General features: G+C 66.7%; 15 protein-coding genes. 6 read left to right on the top strand and 9 right to left on the bottom strand.

Annotated elements, in window-relative coordinates; translation table 11 throughout:
* Window positions 1-189 precede the first annotated feature (189 nt).
* From rplI to rpsF, 4 genes are read right to left on the bottom strand one after another with little or no spacing between them, the layout of a single operon-like run.
* Window positions 190-642: a 50S ribosomal protein L9 gene (rplI, locus tag BKA04_RS06700; protein ID WP_104095719.1), complete on the bottom strand. Its 453-nt coding sequence runs from the start codon at window positions 640-642 to the stop codon at window positions 190-192.
* Between the two features lie 11 nt (window positions 643-653).
* Entirely contained in the window at window positions 654-917 is a 264-nt protein-coding gene (gene rpsR / locus BKA04_RS06705; RefSeq protein ID WP_104095720.1) for a 30S ribosomal protein S18, read from the bottom strand.
* 33 nt (window positions 918-950) lie between these two features.
* Window positions 951-1448, bottom strand: coding sequence for a single-stranded DNA-binding protein (locus tag BKA04_RS06710; protein WP_104095721.1), 498 nt, complete (start codon window positions 1446-1448; stop codon window positions 951-953).
* 3 nt (window positions 1449-1451) lie between these two features.
* The gene (rpsF, locus tag BKA04_RS06715; RefSeq protein ID WP_104095722.1) at window positions 1452-1886 is read right to left on the bottom strand and encodes a 30S ribosomal protein S6; all 435 of its coding nucleotides are present in this window, start codon (window positions 1884-1886) and stop codon (window positions 1452-1454) included.
* Between the two features lie 145 nt (window positions 1887-2031).
* Here rpsF and BKA04_RS06720 point away from each other — a divergent pair, with 145 nt between their 5' ends.
* Window positions 2032-3102 (top strand): inositol-3-phosphate synthase, encoded by a 1071-nt coding sequence (locus BKA04_RS06720; protein ID WP_104095723.1) that lies wholly within the window; start codon window positions 2032-2034, stop codon window positions 3100-3102.
* Here BKA04_RS06720 and BKA04_RS06725 read toward each other — a convergent pair.
* Window positions 3099-4523, bottom strand: a complete 1425-nt coding sequence (locus BKA04_RS06725; RefSeq protein ID WP_104095724.1) for a CCA tRNA nucleotidyltransferase — start codon at window positions 4521-4523, stop codon at window positions 3099-3101. The genes BKA04_RS06720 and BKA04_RS06725 overlap by 4 nt on opposite strands.
* A gap of 78 nt (window positions 4524-4601) precedes the next feature.
* Between BKA04_RS06725 and BKA04_RS06730 the strand changes: the two genes are divergently transcribed.
* Genes BKA04_RS06730 through BKA04_RS06750 form a run of 5 tightly spaced genes read left to right on the top strand, consistent with a single transcriptional unit; the run spans window position 4602 to window position 11001 of the window.
* The gene (locus BKA04_RS06730; protein ID WP_104095725.1) at window positions 4602-6659 is read left to right on the top strand and encodes a DUF6049 family protein; all 2058 of its coding nucleotides are present in this window, start codon (window positions 4602-4604) and stop codon (window positions 6657-6659) included.
* Window positions 6656-8320, top strand: coding sequence for a murein biosynthesis integral membrane protein MurJ (gene murJ, locus BKA04_RS06735; RefSeq protein WP_104095726.1), 1665 nt, complete (start codon window positions 6656-6658; stop codon window positions 8318-8320). Before BKA04_RS06730 ends, murJ begins: the two co-directional genes overlap by 4 nt.
* A gap of 53 nt (window positions 8321-8373) precedes the next feature.
* Window positions 8374-9342: a thioredoxin-disulfide reductase gene (gene trxB, locus BKA04_RS06740; RefSeq protein WP_104095727.1), complete on the top strand. Its 969-nt coding sequence runs from the start codon at window positions 8374-8376 to the stop codon at window positions 9340-9342.
* Window positions 9343-9375: 33 nt separating this feature from the next.
* Entirely contained in the window at window positions 9376-9702 is a 327-nt protein-coding gene (gene trxA / locus BKA04_RS06745) for a thioredoxin (protein WP_104095728.1), read from the top strand.
* A 57-nt stretch (window positions 9703-9759) separates the two neighbouring features.
* Complete coding sequence (locus BKA04_RS06750) at window positions 9760-11001, top strand: aminotransferase-like domain-containing protein (protein WP_104095729.1); 1242 nt, start codon at window positions 9760-9762, stop codon at window positions 10999-11001.
* 6 nt (window positions 11002-11007) lie between these two features.
* Here BKA04_RS06750 and BKA04_RS06755 read toward each other — a convergent pair whose 3' ends face one another.
* The 4 genes from BKA04_RS06755 to BKA04_RS06770 all read right to left on the bottom strand — a co-directional run bounded on the left by BKA04_RS06755 (window position 11008) and on the right by BKA04_RS06770 (window position 14169).
* A complete protein-coding gene (locus tag BKA04_RS06755; RefSeq protein ID WP_104095730.1) occupies window positions 11008-11964 on the bottom strand; it encodes a ParB/RepB/Spo0J family partition protein in 957 nt (318 codons plus the stop codon).
* Window positions 11964-12884, bottom strand: a complete 921-nt coding sequence (locus BKA04_RS06760; RefSeq protein ID WP_104095731.1) for a ParA family protein — start codon at window positions 12882-12884, stop codon at window positions 11964-11966. Before BKA04_RS06760 ends, BKA04_RS06755 begins: the two co-directional genes overlap by 1 nt.
* 75 nt (window positions 12885-12959) lie before the next feature.
* The gene (gene rsmG / locus BKA04_RS06765) at window positions 12960-13592 is read right to left on the bottom strand and encodes a 16S rRNA (guanine(527)-N(7))-methyltransferase RsmG (RefSeq protein WP_104095732.1); all 633 of its coding nucleotides are present in this window, start codon (window positions 13590-13592) and stop codon (window positions 12960-12962) included.
* Between the two features lie 121 nt (window positions 13593-13713).
* A complete protein-coding gene (locus tag BKA04_RS06770; protein WP_232842067.1) occupies window positions 13714-14169 on the bottom strand; it encodes a Jag family protein in 456 nt (151 codons plus the stop codon).
* Window positions 14170-14306 lie beyond the last annotated feature (137 nt).

The following is a 14306-nucleotide window of genomic DNA, read 5'->3' on the forward strand; positions in this document are numbered from 1 at the left end:
CTGACCTGCTATTTCGATGAACGGCGTCGGTGTGTAGAAACATGTTTATAGTCGTGGTTGAGAGTTGCGGTGCCGCCTCGACGACTGTGTACAACATGCCTCCCTTCGCCACCCCCCAAACGAGGGTCGCGAGCACGAGAAAGCGGCAAGAGCGGATCCGGATCCGCTCTTGCCGCTGTCGTGAAACACCTACTTGGCTGCGACCACCTTGATGGTGATCGTCGCGACGAGGTCGTCCCTCAGCCGCACGGTCGCTTCATGCTCTCCGGTCGCCTTGATGGGCGCGGACAGCTCGATCTTCCGCTTGTCGACGGTGCCCAGTCCGGCGGCCGCCACGGCATCCGCGACGTCGGATGTCTTCACAGAACCGAACAGGCGTCCGCCGCCGCCCGCCTTGACGGTGAGGGTGACCGGAGTCGCCTGCAGCCTGGCCTTCAGGTCCTGTGCTTCTTCGACCGTCGCGTGCTCGCGGGCGGCGCGGGCGGCCTTGATCTGATCGATCTGCTTCTCGCCGCCGCGTGTCCACATCACCGCCCAGCCCTGGGGAATGAGGTAGTTGCGGGCGAACCCGTTCTTGACCTCGACGACATCGCCTGGCGCACCGAGGCCGGTGACCTCGTGCGTGAGAATGAGCTTTGACATTTCAGGTGCTCCTAACGGCCTGAGCCCGCGTACGGCAGCAGAGCCATCTCGCGCGCGTTCTTGACTGCACGGGCGATGAGGCGCTGCTCCTGCACGGAGACACCGGTGATTCGGCGAGCGCGGATCTTGCCCCGCTCGGAGATGAACTTGCGAAGGGTTGCGACATCCTTGTAGTCGATGACGCCGACCCTGATCGCCTTCGCGGGGGCGAGGTTCTTACCGCCCTTGGCTCCGCGCAGTGGCTTGCGGCGGTCGCCGCTGGACTTTCCTGCCATGATTTCCTGCTTTCTGAAGTAGTGGGGGAGCCGTTAGAACGGCGTCTCGTCGTTGAAGTTGCCCGGGGAGTTCCAGACATCGCCGGATGCGGAGTCCGAAGCCGGTGCAGAAGCCCACGGCTCGTCGCCACCCTGGCCGCCGCCCTGGCCGCCACGGGGGCCGCTGGACGTGGCACGGGTGACCTGCGCGGTCGCATAGCGGAGACTCGGGCCGATCTCATCGACCTCGATCTCGAAGCTCGTGCGCTTCTCGCCCTCTTTCGTCTCGTAGCTGCGCTGCTTCAGGCGACCGGTCGCGATGACCCGGGATCCCTTGCTGAGCGAGCCTGCGACGTGCTCGGCGAACTCGCGCCAGACGGATGCGCGCAGGAACAGTGCCTCGCCATCCTTCCAGTCGTTCGTCGCACGGTCGAAGTTGCGCGGCGTCGAGGCGATCGTGAAGTTGGCTACCGCGAGCCCGTTCTGCGTGTAGCGCAGCTCGGGGTCTGCCGTGAGGTTCCCCACCACGGTGATGACTGTTTCACCGGCCATGACCTACTCCGCATCCTTCTCGGCGGAGGCATCCTCTGTGGCCTTCTCCGCAGCCTTGGCGGGGGCCTTCACCGACGACTTCGGCGCGGCAGCGGCCTTGCGGGCCGCCTTCTCCGCCGAGAGCTTCGCGGCCTCTGCGACCTGCGCGATGGCCTCCTCGGCCCGCAGGACCTTGGTGCGCATGACGGCCTCGCTGAGCTTCAACTGGCGGTCGAGCTCGATCGTCGACGCTGGCGTCGCGGTCATGTCGACGACGGCATAGATGCCTTCGGTCTTCTTGTTGATCTCGTAGGCGAGGCGACGCTTGCCCCAGATGTCGACCTTGTCGATCGTGCCGCCATCCGCGCGGATGACGCCCAGGAACTTGTCGAGACTCGGAGCGACGGTGCGCTCGTCGATCTCGGGATCCAGGATCACCATGAGTTCGTACTGATGCATAACTAACCCACCTCCTTTGGACTAGAACGGTTACAGACGGTCTGTAACAGGAGGGTTGTGGCATCGTGCCACCCGGTCAGCAGACCGAGGGCAACCTGCCTAGTGTAGTCATTGTCCCCGTTCACATTCAAGGAGCTGCTTATCCATGCCCATTCGGGTTGCCATTGCCGGTGTCGGAAACTGCGCGAACGCGCTCATTCAGGGGATCACGTTCTACCGTGACGCCGTGGAGCACGAGGTCATCCCCGGCCTCATGCACAACCGCCTCGGAGGCTTCGCGGTGAGCGACCTCGAGCTCGTCGCAGCGTTCGACGTCGACGCGCTCAAAGTCGGAATCGAACTCTCCGAGGCCATCTGGGCGAGCCAGAACGACACGCTACGTTTCGCCGAGGTCGCGCCGACCGGTGTCGTCGTCCAGCGGGGTCCGACGCTCGATGGCCTGGGGGAGTACTACCGCGACACCATCGAGGAGTCGGATGCGCCCGCCGTCGACGTCGCTCAGGCGCTGCGCGACGCGAAGGTCGATGTGTTCGTGTGCTACCTCCCGGTGGGCTCCGACGCGGCCGTCAAGTTCTATGCCCAGGCGGCTATCGACTCGAAGGTCGCCTTCGTCAACGCGCTCCCCGTGTTCGTCGCGAGCGATCCGGAGTGGGCGGCGCGGTTCACCGACGCCGGCGTGCCGATCGTCGGAGACGACGTCAAGAGCCAGCTCGGAGCGACGATCACCCACCGGGTCCTCGCGCGGCTCTTCGAGCAGCGCGGCCTCGTGCTCGACCGCACATACCAGTTGAACGTCGGCGGCAACATGGACTTCAAGAACATGCTCGAACGCTCACGTCTCGAGTCGAAGAAGATCTCCAAGACCCAGGCCGTCACCAGCAACATCAGCGCCCACCTGGACCCGAAGAACGTGCACGTCGGCCCGAGCGACCACGTGCCGTGGCTCATCGACCGCAAGTTCGCGTTCGTGCGCCTCGAGGGCCACGGGTTCGGCAACGCGCCGACGAGCCTCGAGTACAAGCTCGAGGTGTGGGACTCTCCGAACTCCGCCGGCGTCGTGATCGACGCCATCCGCGTCGCGAAGCTCGCCCTGGATGCCGGTGTCGGCGGGCCGCTCGTTGCGGCATCCGCCTACCTCATGAAGTCGCCGCCGGTCCAGCACCCGGACGAGGAGGCCCGCAGCCTGCTCGAGGAGTTCATCCGCAATCCCGACTAGCGGGCTGCCCACCAGGCCCGGAGCCTGCGCTCTGCCTCCTCCTCGCCGAGCGGGCCATCCGACAGGCGCAGTTCGAGCAGGAACCGGTACGCCTCACCCACCTCCCGGCCGGGCGAGAGCCCGAGAATCGCCATGATCTGCTCCCCGTCCAGGTCCGGGCGGATGGAGGCGAGCTCCTCTTCCTCGCCGAGCGCGGCGATGCGGTCCTCGAGATCGTCGTACGCGAAGGACAACCGGTCGGATTTCCGGCGATTCCGCGTCGTGACGTCGGCACGGGTCAGGATGTGCAGCCGCTCCAGCAGTGGCCCGGCGTCGCGCACGTAGCGGCGCACGGCGGAGTCTGTCCACGCGCCCTCCGTGTATCCGAAGAATCTCAGGTGCAGTTCGATGAGTCTCGCCACGCCGGCCGTGCGATCCTTGTCGAACCGCAGTTCGCGCATCCGCTTCGCGGCGAGCTTCGCGCCCACGACGTCATGGTGGTGGAACGTGACCACCCCGCCCGGCTCCATGCGCTTAGTGGCCGGCTTGCCGATGTCGTGCAGGAGGGCGGCGATGCGCAGCGTGAGGTCCGGCGGCTCGCCCGGATGCCGCTCCCGTTCGAGCTGGATGGCCTGCTCGAGCACGGTGAGGCTGTGCTCGTAGACATCCTTGTGGTGGTGGTGCTCATCCACCTGGAGGCGCAGGGCCGGCAGCTCGGGCAGCACGATCTGGGCGATCCCCGAATCGACCATCAACTGCAGGCCGGCGCGAGGGGCCGGGGTGCACAGGAGTTTCGAGAACTCGTCTCTCACCCGCTCGCCCGACACGATCGAGAGGCGGTCGGCGAGGCCCTGCATCGCGTCGACGACCCGGTCGGTGACCTCGAATCCGAGTTGCGAGGTGAATCGCGCTGCCCGCATCATCCGCAGCGGGTCGTCGCCGAACGAGGTCTCCGGCGCGCCGGGGGTGTCGAGCCTGCGCGCCAGGATGTCCTCGATTCCGCCCGAGGGGTCGACGAGCACGAGCTCGGGGATCCGCAGTGCCATGGCGTTGACCGTGAAATCCCGGCGCACCAGGTCGCCTTCGAGTGTGTCGCCGAACTCGACCATCGGTTTGCGGGTCGCGCCGTCGTAGGCGTCGGTGCGATACGTCGTGATCTCGACCGTGTGCCCCTCGATGACCGCACCGATGGTTCCGAAGGCGCGACCGACATCCCAGTGCGCTTCGGCGAGCGGGCTGACGATGGCGAGGATGCGGTCGGGGTCGGCGGTCGTGGTGAAGTCAAGGTCGTTGAGGGGCGCACCGAGGAATGCGTCGCGAACCGACCCGCCGACGAGCGCCAGTTCCTCGCCCGCCGCAGCGAACGCGTCCGCCATCCGGCTCACGTGGGATGAGGCTGCCAGCGACCCGAGCTGGGCGAGGGCCGCGGCGGCGCTTTCCATGGCTTCAAGACTACTCAGCCGGTGGCCAATAGAATCGCTTCAAGCCGTCCGGGGAAACGCCAGGGCCGGCGTCCACCTATGAGACTCATTCCATTCCTGCTTGCGCTCGGCCTCGCCGTCGGTGGGGCCGCCGTGCCCGCCGCACCGGCGCCGATCGATGATGGTGGCGTGACGATCGTGGCGGCGGCGAGCGACCCCACCGGCGTGCACCGGGGACAAGCGCTCCGGGTGTCCGGCACAATCACGAATTCCAGCAAGCAGGCCATGGATGCCGGCACGGCGACCGTGTACCTGTCCACCATTCCGCTCACGACAAGAGCGAGCGTCGAGCACTGGCTCGCCTCCGACGACTCAGACGCCGACCAGTCGCTCGGAGCCGCCGTCGCCACGCTCGCGATCGGGGAGCTCGCTCCCGGCCAGGTCAGGTCGTTCACGCTGAGCGTTCCCCCGTCATCCGTCAAACTCCCCGGGGGAGGAATCGGGGTGTTTCCCGCCGCCGTGCGCCTCTCGACCGGTTCGGTCGTCCTCGACACGTCCAGGAGTGTGGTCGTCGGCGTCCCCACCGACACCGAGGCGCAGGTGAAGCTCGCGATCGCGACGTCGATCGTCGCGCCGTCGACCCCGACAGGACTTCTGGATGCTGCAACGCTCGAGACGCTGACCGCACCGGGTGGGATGCTCTACCGCGAGCTCGACGTCGCTCTGGAACATCCGGTGGCGATCGGAGTCGACCCGATGATCGTCGCGTCGATCAGGCTCCTCGGCGACACGGCATCCGAGTCTGCGCGCGACTGGCTGCTGAGACTCGAGTCGGCATCGAATGACCTGTTCCTGCTGCCGTACGCCGACGCGGACCCCGTGCTCGAGCGACAGGCCGGAGCCCGTACGCCGCTCGTCCCCCTGTCGTTCCCCATCGACGGGTCGCGATTCCCCGAACCGCCCTCCGGCACCGCGCAACCGACCGACCCTGCCGCGCCACCGGCCACAGGCATCCCCACCGCCCAGGATCTCGTCGCGCTGCCGTCCGCGATCGACGGGATCGCGTGGCCGGCCGGGACGGTGACGGAGAAGGACCTCGATTTCCTCGCCGCGGGAGGCTATTCCCGGACCATCGTCCCCTCATCGAATCTGACCGCGTTGCCCGTCTCGTCTCCCAACGTGACGATCGGCTCCCACGCGCTCACCGTCTCGGATGCCGAGGTGTCAGAACTGCTGGGCGACGCCGCCGGAGCCACGAACGAGGGCGAGTGGGCTCATGCCGCATCCTCGCTCGCGGGAGTCCTCGCGGTCACGGCGGCGCACAGCCCCGGCGCCACCGTGTTCGCCGCCCTCGATCGGTACCCGGCGTCATCCGCCACCAGGCTCGGTGCGAGCCTCAGTGCCATCGAGTCGCTTCCCTGGGTCGCATCGACGGCGCTCGGCGAAGCGCTGGCCCTCCCTGCAGCCAAGGCGAAGCTCGCGAGTGTCGACCCGGGTACCGACCGAGTCGCTCTTTCCGCCCGCATGCTCGAATCCGAACAGGACACGACGAGTTTCTCGTCCGTCGCCAACGACCCGGCTCTCATCACCGGACCGCAACGTCTGGCCCTGCTCTCGCTGTTCTCGTCCTCCACGGTCGCCGACCCCGCATCCTGGGAGTCCGCAGCGGACGCGTTCCTGCAGCAGAACGATGCGCTGCGGTCCTCGGTGCACATCCCCGAGAGCAGCACCATAAATTTCCCCCAGGAAAAGGGCAACCTTCCGATCGCCGTCCGTAATGAGCTGGATGTGCCGGTGACGGTCTACGTCACCGTCCAGCCCGAGCGGGCGATCCTCGATGTCCTGAACACGCGCGTCAAACTGACGATCGAAGCCAACTCTCAGGCGAAGGCATCCGTGCCTGTGCAGTCGATCGCCAACGGGGAGGTGCTCACGAGGGTGAGCCTGTCGAGCGGGACCGGCGCGCAGATCTCGATGCCGACGTACGTGGTGTTGAATGTCCAGGCCGGTTGGGAAGCCGTCCTGACCGTCATTCTCGCCGTCATCGTCGTCATCCTGTTCGCCGCCGGCATCTGGCGCACTGTGCTTCGCCGACGCAGGGCGCGCGCGCAACGACTCGAATCGAGCCTGCCTGAAACCGAGGGGGGCACGGCGTGACGGAGCCGGGCGATGAGATCCGACCCTCACGGCTCGGAGCGGCGAGCGTCGTGCTCGCCTCCGGAACCATCGTGTCCCGGATCCTCGGGTTCGTCCGCGTCGTCGTCCTCGCGGCCGCCATCGGGCAGGTGGCGAGTGCCAGCGCAGATGCGTTCGCGATCGCGAACCAACTCCCGAACAGCATCTACGCGCTCACCGTCGGTGGACTGCTGAGCGCCGTTCTCGTGCCGCAGATCGTGCGCGCGGGCAAGAATCCGGATGGCGGGGCCGCCTACATCAACAAGGTCATCACCCTCGGTATCCTCGTCTTCGCCACGGTCACCATCATCGCCGTCATCGCGGCGCCGGCGCTCGTCGAGCTGTACTCGCATTCCTCCGACAGCGGCCGGGGATTCAGTCCGGAGACGCTCGCGCTCGCCACGACGTTCGCGTACCTGTGCCTCCCTCAGGTCTTCTTCTATGCCCTGTACAGCCTGCTGAGCGAGACGCTCAATGCGCGGAACGTCTTCGGACCGTTCGCCTGGGCACCCGTCATCAACAACGTCGTCTCGATTGCGGGCATCGTCGTGTTCATGATCCTGTTCGGTGATGCGCAGCAGAACCGCATGGTCGACGTCTGGTCGGGTGACCGCATCCTGCTGCTCGCCGGCACCGCGACACTCGGCGTGGCCGCGCAGGCCATAGTGGTCGTCGGATTCTGGAAGCGGGCCGGCCTGCGGTATCGCCCGGATTTCCGGTGGCGCGGAGTCGGGCTTGCGACGACGGGAAAGGCCACCGGCTGGCTGTTCGGGATGATCATCGTCACGCAGCTCGCCGCGATCGTGCAGAGCCAGGTGGCGACGCTCGCCTCCGGCACGGCGGCATCGATCGCCGCGCTGCAGTACTCGTGGTTGATCTTCATGCTGCCGCACTCCGTCGTGGCCGTCTCCATCGCGACCGCCTACTTCACGAGGATGAGCGGGCACGCAGCGCGGAGCGACCTGCTGTCGCTGCGGAGCGACCTCTCCGCGTCACTGCGCGGAATCGGGTTGATCATGGTGTTCTCCACGGTCGCGCTCGCCGTCGTCGCCTACCCGTTCGCCCGTTTCTTCGAATCGCGTTTCGACAATGTTCAGGCGATGGGCAACGTCATCCTCGGATTCCTGCCCGGTCTCGTGCTGTTCAGCGCGCTGTTCGTGGTGCAGAGGGTGTTCTACTCCCTCGGGGATACGAGGACGCCGTTCTTCCTGCAGCTCCTGCAGTCGGTCATCTTCGCGGGCGGCTCGCTCGCCTGCATCCTCCTCCCCAGCGAATGGATCGCGGTGGGTATCGCCGTCGCCACGAGCGTCGCCGGCGGTTCCCAGGCGATCGTCGCGCTCGTGCTCGTGCGCAGGAGGCTCGGCGGCCATGGCGGCCTTCGGGTCGTCAGACGCCACGTCCAGTACCTCGGCCTGGCGGTCGTCGCCGCGGCCGCCGGCCTTGTCGTCCTGCTGTTGCTCGGCGGGCTGAACGCCGGCGGCTTCGCACAGTCGGGGCAGCTCGCGGCGTTCCTGTCGATCATGGCGATCGGCGCCGTCATGGCCGCCGTGTACGGGGGTCTCCTGCTCCTGTTCCGCAACCCGGAACTCTCCGTCGTGCAGCGGGCGCTCGTGCGGCGGTTCGCGCGGAGGGCTGAGGAATAGGCGCCGAATAGGATGTGTTGTAGCCAGTGGCAACAGCAAAGGGGACACCAACAGTGCGCCAACTCATCATCGTCGGGTCGGGTCCGGCCGGATACACGGCCGCGATCTATGCGGCCCGTGCCAACCTCTCGCCCCTGCTCATCGCGAGTTCTGTCACGGCGGGCGGTGAGCTCATGAACACGACGGATGTCGAAAACTACCCCGGATTCCCCGACGGAGTCCAGGGGCCGGAACTCATGGACCTGTTCCAGAAGCAGGCCGAGCGGTTCGGCACCGAGGTCGTGCTGGACGATGTCGTGAAGTTCGAGCTCGAGGGGGACGTCAAGCGGGTCACCCTCGGCTCCGGCGCCGTCGAGGAGGCACTCGCCGTCATCTACGCGACCGGTTCCGCCTACCGCAAGCTCGGCATCGAGGGTGAGGATCGACTGAGCGGTCACGGTGTCTCCTGGTGTGCGACCTGTGACGGGTTCTTCTTCCGCGAGAAGGTCATCGCCGTCGTCGGAGGTGGCGATTCCGCCATGGAGGAGGCCACCTTCCTCACAAAGTTCGCCTCGAAGGTGTACGTGATCCACCGGAGCGACAGTTTCCGCGCATCCGAGATCATGCTCGATCGTGCGAAGGAGAATCCGAAGATCGAATTCCTCACCAACAAGGTCGTCGAGAGGATCGACGGGGACGAACTGGTCTCCCACATCGTCCTGCGCGACACGGTCGACGGGACCGAGTCCACGCTCGATCTCAACGGGCTGTTCATCGCCGTCGGGAGCGACCCGCGCGTGCACCTCGTCCATGGGCAGCTCGCCCTGACCGAGCACGGGACGATCGCGGTCGACGGACGCACATCCCGCACGAACATCCCCGGCGTCTTCGCCGCGGGGGACGTGCTCGACCCGACCTACCGCCAGGCGGTCACCGCCGCAGGATCCGGTACGGTCGCCGCACTCGACGCGGAGCACTACCTCGCGTCGCTTCCTCGTGAGGTCGTGGCGAAGGCGGCGGAATCCGCTTCCGTTCCGGCCTGAACCACCATCAGAACAACAAGGAGAGAACCACTCATGTCAACAGCCACCGATGTCACCGATGCCACCTTCGACGAGGAGGTGCTCCAGTCGACGACCCCCGTCCTCGTGGACTTCTGGGCGGACTGGTGCGGCCCGTGTCGCGCGGTGTCTCCCATCCTCGACCAGATCGCGGCCGAGAACCCGGACAAGATCCGACTCGTCAAGGTCGACGTCGACGCGAACCCGCAGGTCGCGATGAAGTACCAGATCACGTCCATCCCGGCCATGAAGGTGTACCAGGGCGGCGAGGTCGTCAAGACCGTCATCGGTGCGATGCCGAAGCCGGCTCTCGAGGCGCAGCTCGCCGACTTCCTCAAGTAGGTCGCGGCCTCGTCGATGCGGCGAGAGGGCACGGCCGATGCCCTTTATCCTTGAGGGATGGCTGGACGCCCGATCGGAGACAGCGACCCCGACCCCTGGAAGGGTCGCTATGCGGCGCGCACGGCCGGCCTGAGCGCCTCCGAGGTGCGCGCCCTGTTCGCCGTCGCCTCCAGGCCCGAGGTCGTTTCTCTCGCCGGCGGTATGCCCTTCGTCTCCGCACTCCCGACCGAACTCGTGACGGGTTCGGTCGACCGGGTCCTGCGCGAGCGCGGACCGGTGGCGCTCCAGTACGGGTCCGGCCAGGGTGACCCGACCCTTCGGGAACAGATCCTCGAGGTCATGGCGCTCGAGGGCATCCGGGGACGCGCAGCGGATGTCGTGGTCACGACGGGGTCGCAGCACGCCCTCGAACTGCTCGCGAAGCTGTTCCTCGACCCCGGAGACGTCGTGCTCGCCGAGGGGCCGAGCTATGTCACGGCGCTCGTCGTGTTCCGTTCGTTCCAGGCCGACGTGAGCCACGTGCTCATGGATGAGCACGGGCTGGTTCCCGACGCCCTCCGCGAGCGCATCGCTGCCCTGGCGGCGGCTGGACGCGTTCCGAAGCTCCTGTACACCGTCCCGACCTTCAACAACCCGGCCGGCGTGACGCTCTCTGCGGATCGGCGCCGCGAGATCCTTCAGATCGCACGGGAGAACGGCATCCTCGTGATCGAGGACAACCCGTATGGCCTTCTCTACTTTGGTTCGCCGCCCCCGGACGCGCTGCGCTCGATCGACGATGGCATCGTCTACCTCGGGACCTTCTCGAAGACCCTCGCTCCCGGACTTCGGGTCGGCTGGGCTCTCGCTCCCTCCGATATCAGAGATAAACTCATCTTAGCGAACGAGGCGGCCGTCCTGTCGCCGAGCTCGTTCACCCAGCTCGTCGTCTCGGAGTACCTGGACACCGCCGACTGGCGCGCCCAGATCGCGACTTTCCGCGGCGTGTACGAGGCGAGAAGGGATGCGCTCCTCGCCGCCCTCGCCGAGTTCCTCCCCGACCTTCACTGGACGATTCCAGATGGCGGTTTCTACGTATGGCTGACGCTCCCGGAGGCGTTGGATGCCAGCGCGATGCTCCCTCGTGCCGTGGCCGACCTCGTCGCCTACACTCCTGGATCCGCGTTCTTCGCCGACGGGAACGGCCGCAACAACATCCGGCTTTCCTTCTCCTACCCGACGCCCGAGTTCATCCGCGAAGGCATCCGCAGGCTTGCCTCGGTCATCGACGCCGAGAAGGCCGCGTTCGCCAGGGGGTGAAGCCGCTCAGGAGTAGCCGTGCTCTCCGAGTTCCCCGAGAACCCGGTTGAGATCGGAAATGCTCGCGAAATCGATCGCGATGGTCCCCTTGCTCGCCCCGAGCGAGATCCTGACGCGCGTGTTCAGCCGATCCCCGAGGCGTTCCGCGATCTCGTCGAGCTGTGCCTGGCGCTTGCCCCTGGTCGGGCGCGCGGGTCGCGCCGGCTTCACCGAAACGAGCCCCGCCGCCGCCTCCGCACCCCGGACGGTGAGATCCTCGTTGACGATCTTGTCGGCGAGCTTCTCCATCGCGGCGTCATCGCCTGCAGCAAGGACGGCGCGCGCGTGACCGGCGCTCAGCACGCCTGACGCCACCCGCTTCTGGACAGACGCCGGCAGCTTCAGCAGGCGAATGGTGTTGGTGATCTGCGGACGGGACCGCCCGATCCTGGTGGCGAGCTGTTCCTGGGTGATGCCGAAGTCTGCCAGAAGCTGCTGGTAGGCCGACGCCTCCTCGAGAGGGTTGAGGTCGGCTCGGTGCAGGTTCTCCAGGAGCGCATCACGCAGCATCGCGTCGTCGGCGGTGTTCTTGATGACGGCAGGGATCGAGGAGAGCCCGAGCTCCTTCGTCGCCCGCAGGCGGCGCTCGCCCATGATGAGTTCGAACTTCGCCGCACCGGCTCCGACCGCGCCGGCCTCCCCGGCGATCGGACGGACCACGATCGGCTGCAGTACTCCGACCTCGCGGATCGAGGCGACGAGCTCATCGAGCTTCTCCCGGGAGAAGTCGGTCCTCGGCTGCACAGCGTTCGGCACGATGTCGTCCGGCGAGAGGTTGACCAGTCTCGCGCCCGGGACCGCGAGCAGCCCGGTGCTGCCCTCGGCCGGGAAGAACACGTCGACCGGTCGCTGAGGGGACCTTTCATCCGTCGGGATCAGCGCGCCGATCCCTCGCCCGAGTCCGGTTCTCTTCGCTGCAGCCATCAGTGCTGGACTCCTCTGTGTGCGATCTCTGCGGCCGCCTCTCGATATGAGAGCGCCCCGGTCGAATTCATGTCGTAGCTGATGACGCTCTGCCCGTAACTCGGCGCCTCGGAGATGCGCACGGAACGCGGAATGAGAGCGTCGAGGACCTCCCTCGGGAAGTGCTCCCTGACATCCGCAACGACCTGGTTGGCGAGATTCGTGCGCGAGTCGTACATCGTCATGAGGATCGTCGAGACGGCGAGGTTCGGATTCAGGTGGCGTTCGATGAGGCTGATGTTGGACAGCAGCTGGCTGAGACCCTCGAGCGCGTAGTACTCGCACTGGATCGGGATGAGGACTTCCGTCGCGGCGACGAACGCGTTGATCGTGAGCAGTCCGAGCGATGGCGGACAGTCGATGAAGACGTAGTGGAACGGCTCGGCGGACTCCTCGAGGTATTTCTCGAGCGCCGTGTGCAGCCGCTGCTCCCTCGCCACGAGGGAAACGAGCTCGATCTCCGCTCCGGCGAGGTGAATAGTCGCCGGTGCGCAGTACAGCGTCTCGAACTCCGGGCTCCTCTGGACGACTCCCGCCATCGGCTCATCGTTGATGATGACGTCGTAGACGCTCGGCGTCTCGGCTCGGTGTTCTACCCCGAGCGCCGTGGATGCGTTGCCCTGCGGGTCGAGGTCGATCACGAGGACCCGCGCGCCGGAGGCCGCGAGCGCAGCGGCCAGGTTCACGGTCGTCGTCGTCTTGCCGACTCCGCCCTTCTGGTTGGCCACGGTGAAGACCCGCGTCGTCGGAGGGAGCGGAAGCACCTGCGCCGAGAGCGCGCGGCGGCGGCGAGTGAGGTCGGCGATCTCGCGCGCGAGTGGTGCGGAGTCATCCGAGAGCGCGGGGTCGACCACGTCGGTCGCCTCGTCAGGATGTTTCACGTGAAACCTCGCTCAATGGGATGCGGGTGGTGCGTCGCGTTCGGCGCCGATGGCCAATGTCGTCAACAAAAACGATCAGTCCACTGTAGCCCGAAACACCCGGGTCTCTTCCGTGCCGAACTCGGCGCCGAGCGTGACCACTTCGACGTTCGACAGCCTGGCCTTCCGGACCGCCTTTTCGGCGGCGTCGATCTCTCGACCCACCCCTTCCCCCTTCATCAGGAGGAGCTCTCCGCCCGACCGAGCCAGCGCTGCGGTGATCGGAATGAGCCTGGACAGCGCGCTGACTGCGCGCGCCGTGACCTGGTCGAATGCCGGAAGCACCGTGGCATCCTCGGCTCTCGAACGCACGACCTCCACATTCATGAGACCGAGCTCGTGAACCTCTGACTCCAGCCACTCGACCCGGCGCTCCATCGGCTCGATGAGCACGAACTCGACGTCCGGCCTGGCGATCGCGAGGACGAGTCCCGGCAGTCCAGCGCCACTCCCGACATCCGCCACCCGACCTGGGGACAGAAGAGGGGCCACCAGAACGCAATTGATGATGTGTCTGGTCCACAGCCGGGGAAGCTCGATGGGGCCGATGAGTCCCAGCTCGACACCCCTCCGCGCGAGCGCACTGGTGTAGGCCCGCGCAGGCTCGATACGATCTCCGAAGAGCGTCGCCGCGAGGGCGGGTTCGGGTTCTCTCGTCGAATCGATCATCAGTACGTGGCCTTAATGTTTCACGTGAAACGTCGATCGAGACGGCCGGCGGCGCCGGCCTCGCCCGGAAGGGCAGAGGCGGCCTTCCCTCCACGCTCGCGCGCGTTCAGGTGAGCCATCTCTACCGCGTGATGACCGTGTGACGGTCCCTGCCCTCGCCCTCGGACTCCGAGACCAGTCCCTTCGCGGCGACCAGGTCGTGGACCAGCTTGCGCTCGTACGACGACATCGGCGGCAGATCCACCGAGGCGGCGCCGCCTTCGATCCGCTCCGCTGCCCGCTCGACGAGCTTGGCGAGCTCTCCCTCGCGCGCCTCCCTGGACCCTCCGACGTCCAGGATCAGGCGCGAGAAGTTCCCCGTCTTCGTCTGCACCGCGATGCGCGCCAGCTCCTGCAGGGCCGTCACCGTGTCGGGCCGCGACAGTAGTCGAAGGTTCGAATCGCTGCTCGAGTTCACGGACACGTACGCCCGTCCGTCACGAGCGTCGATGTCGATGTCCCCGTCGAGATCGGTGATGTCGAGCAGCTCTTCGATGTAGTCGGCCGCGATGTCGCCCTCGGCCTCCAGTTGCTCGATCGAGCGCTGGACGTCGCGCCCGGACTCGTGCTCGGAAGCGTGGGAATCGTCCGCGTCGGGTATCGACACGTCGAGGACCGGGCTCGCGTCGACATCGCCCGCGAGGGCATCGTCATCGGGAGTGTTCGTGATGGGGG

The sequence above is a fragment of the Terrimesophilobacter mesophilus genome (assembly GCF_014200375.1).
Taxonomy (GTDB): domain Bacteria; phylum Actinomycetota; class Actinomycetes; order Actinomycetales; family Microbacteriaceae; genus Terrimesophilobacter; species Terrimesophilobacter mesophilus.

Coding starts and splice junctions, on each gene's coding strand:
- BKA04_RS06725 (WP_104095724.1), bottom strand. CDS start 4,523: ATGGAAAGCGCCGCCGCGGCCCTCGCCCAGCTCGGGTCGCTGGCAGCC.
- BKA04_RS06730 (WP_104095725.1), top strand. CDS start 4,602: ATGAGACTCATTCCATTCCTGCTTGCGCTCGGCCTCGCCGTCGGTGGG.
- BKA04_RS06720 (WP_104095723.1), top strand. CDS start 2,032: ATGCCCATTCGGGTTGCCATTGCCGGTGTCGGAAACTGCGCGAACGCG.
- BKA04_RS06710 (WP_104095721.1), bottom strand. CDS start 1,448: ATGGCCGGTGAAACAGTCATCACCGTGGTGGGGAACCTCACGGCAGAC.
- rpsR (WP_104095720.1), bottom strand. CDS start 917: ATGGCAGGAAAGTCCAGCGGCGACCGCCGCAAGCCACTGCGCGGAGCC.
- BKA04_RS06755 (WP_104095730.1), bottom strand. CDS start 11,964: ATGGCTGCAGCGAAGAGAACCGGACTCGGGCGAGGGATCGGCGCGCTG.
- rpsF (WP_104095722.1), bottom strand. CDS start 1,886: ATGCATCAGTACGAACTCATGGTGATCCTGGATCCCGAGATCGACGAG.
- rplI (WP_104095719.1), bottom strand. CDS start 642: ATGTCAAAGCTCATTCTCACGCACGAGGTCACCGGCCTCGGTGCGCCA.
- rsmG (WP_104095732.1), bottom strand. CDS start 13,592: ATGATCGATTCGACGAGAGAACCCGAACCCGCCCTCGCGGCGACGCTC.
- trxA (WP_104095728.1), top strand. CDS start 9,376: ATGTCAACAGCCACCGATGTCACCGATGCCACCTTCGACGAGGAGGTG.
- BKA04_RS06750 (WP_104095729.1), top strand. CDS start 9,760: ATGGCTGGACGCCCGATCGGAGACAGCGACCCCGACCCCTGGAAGGGT.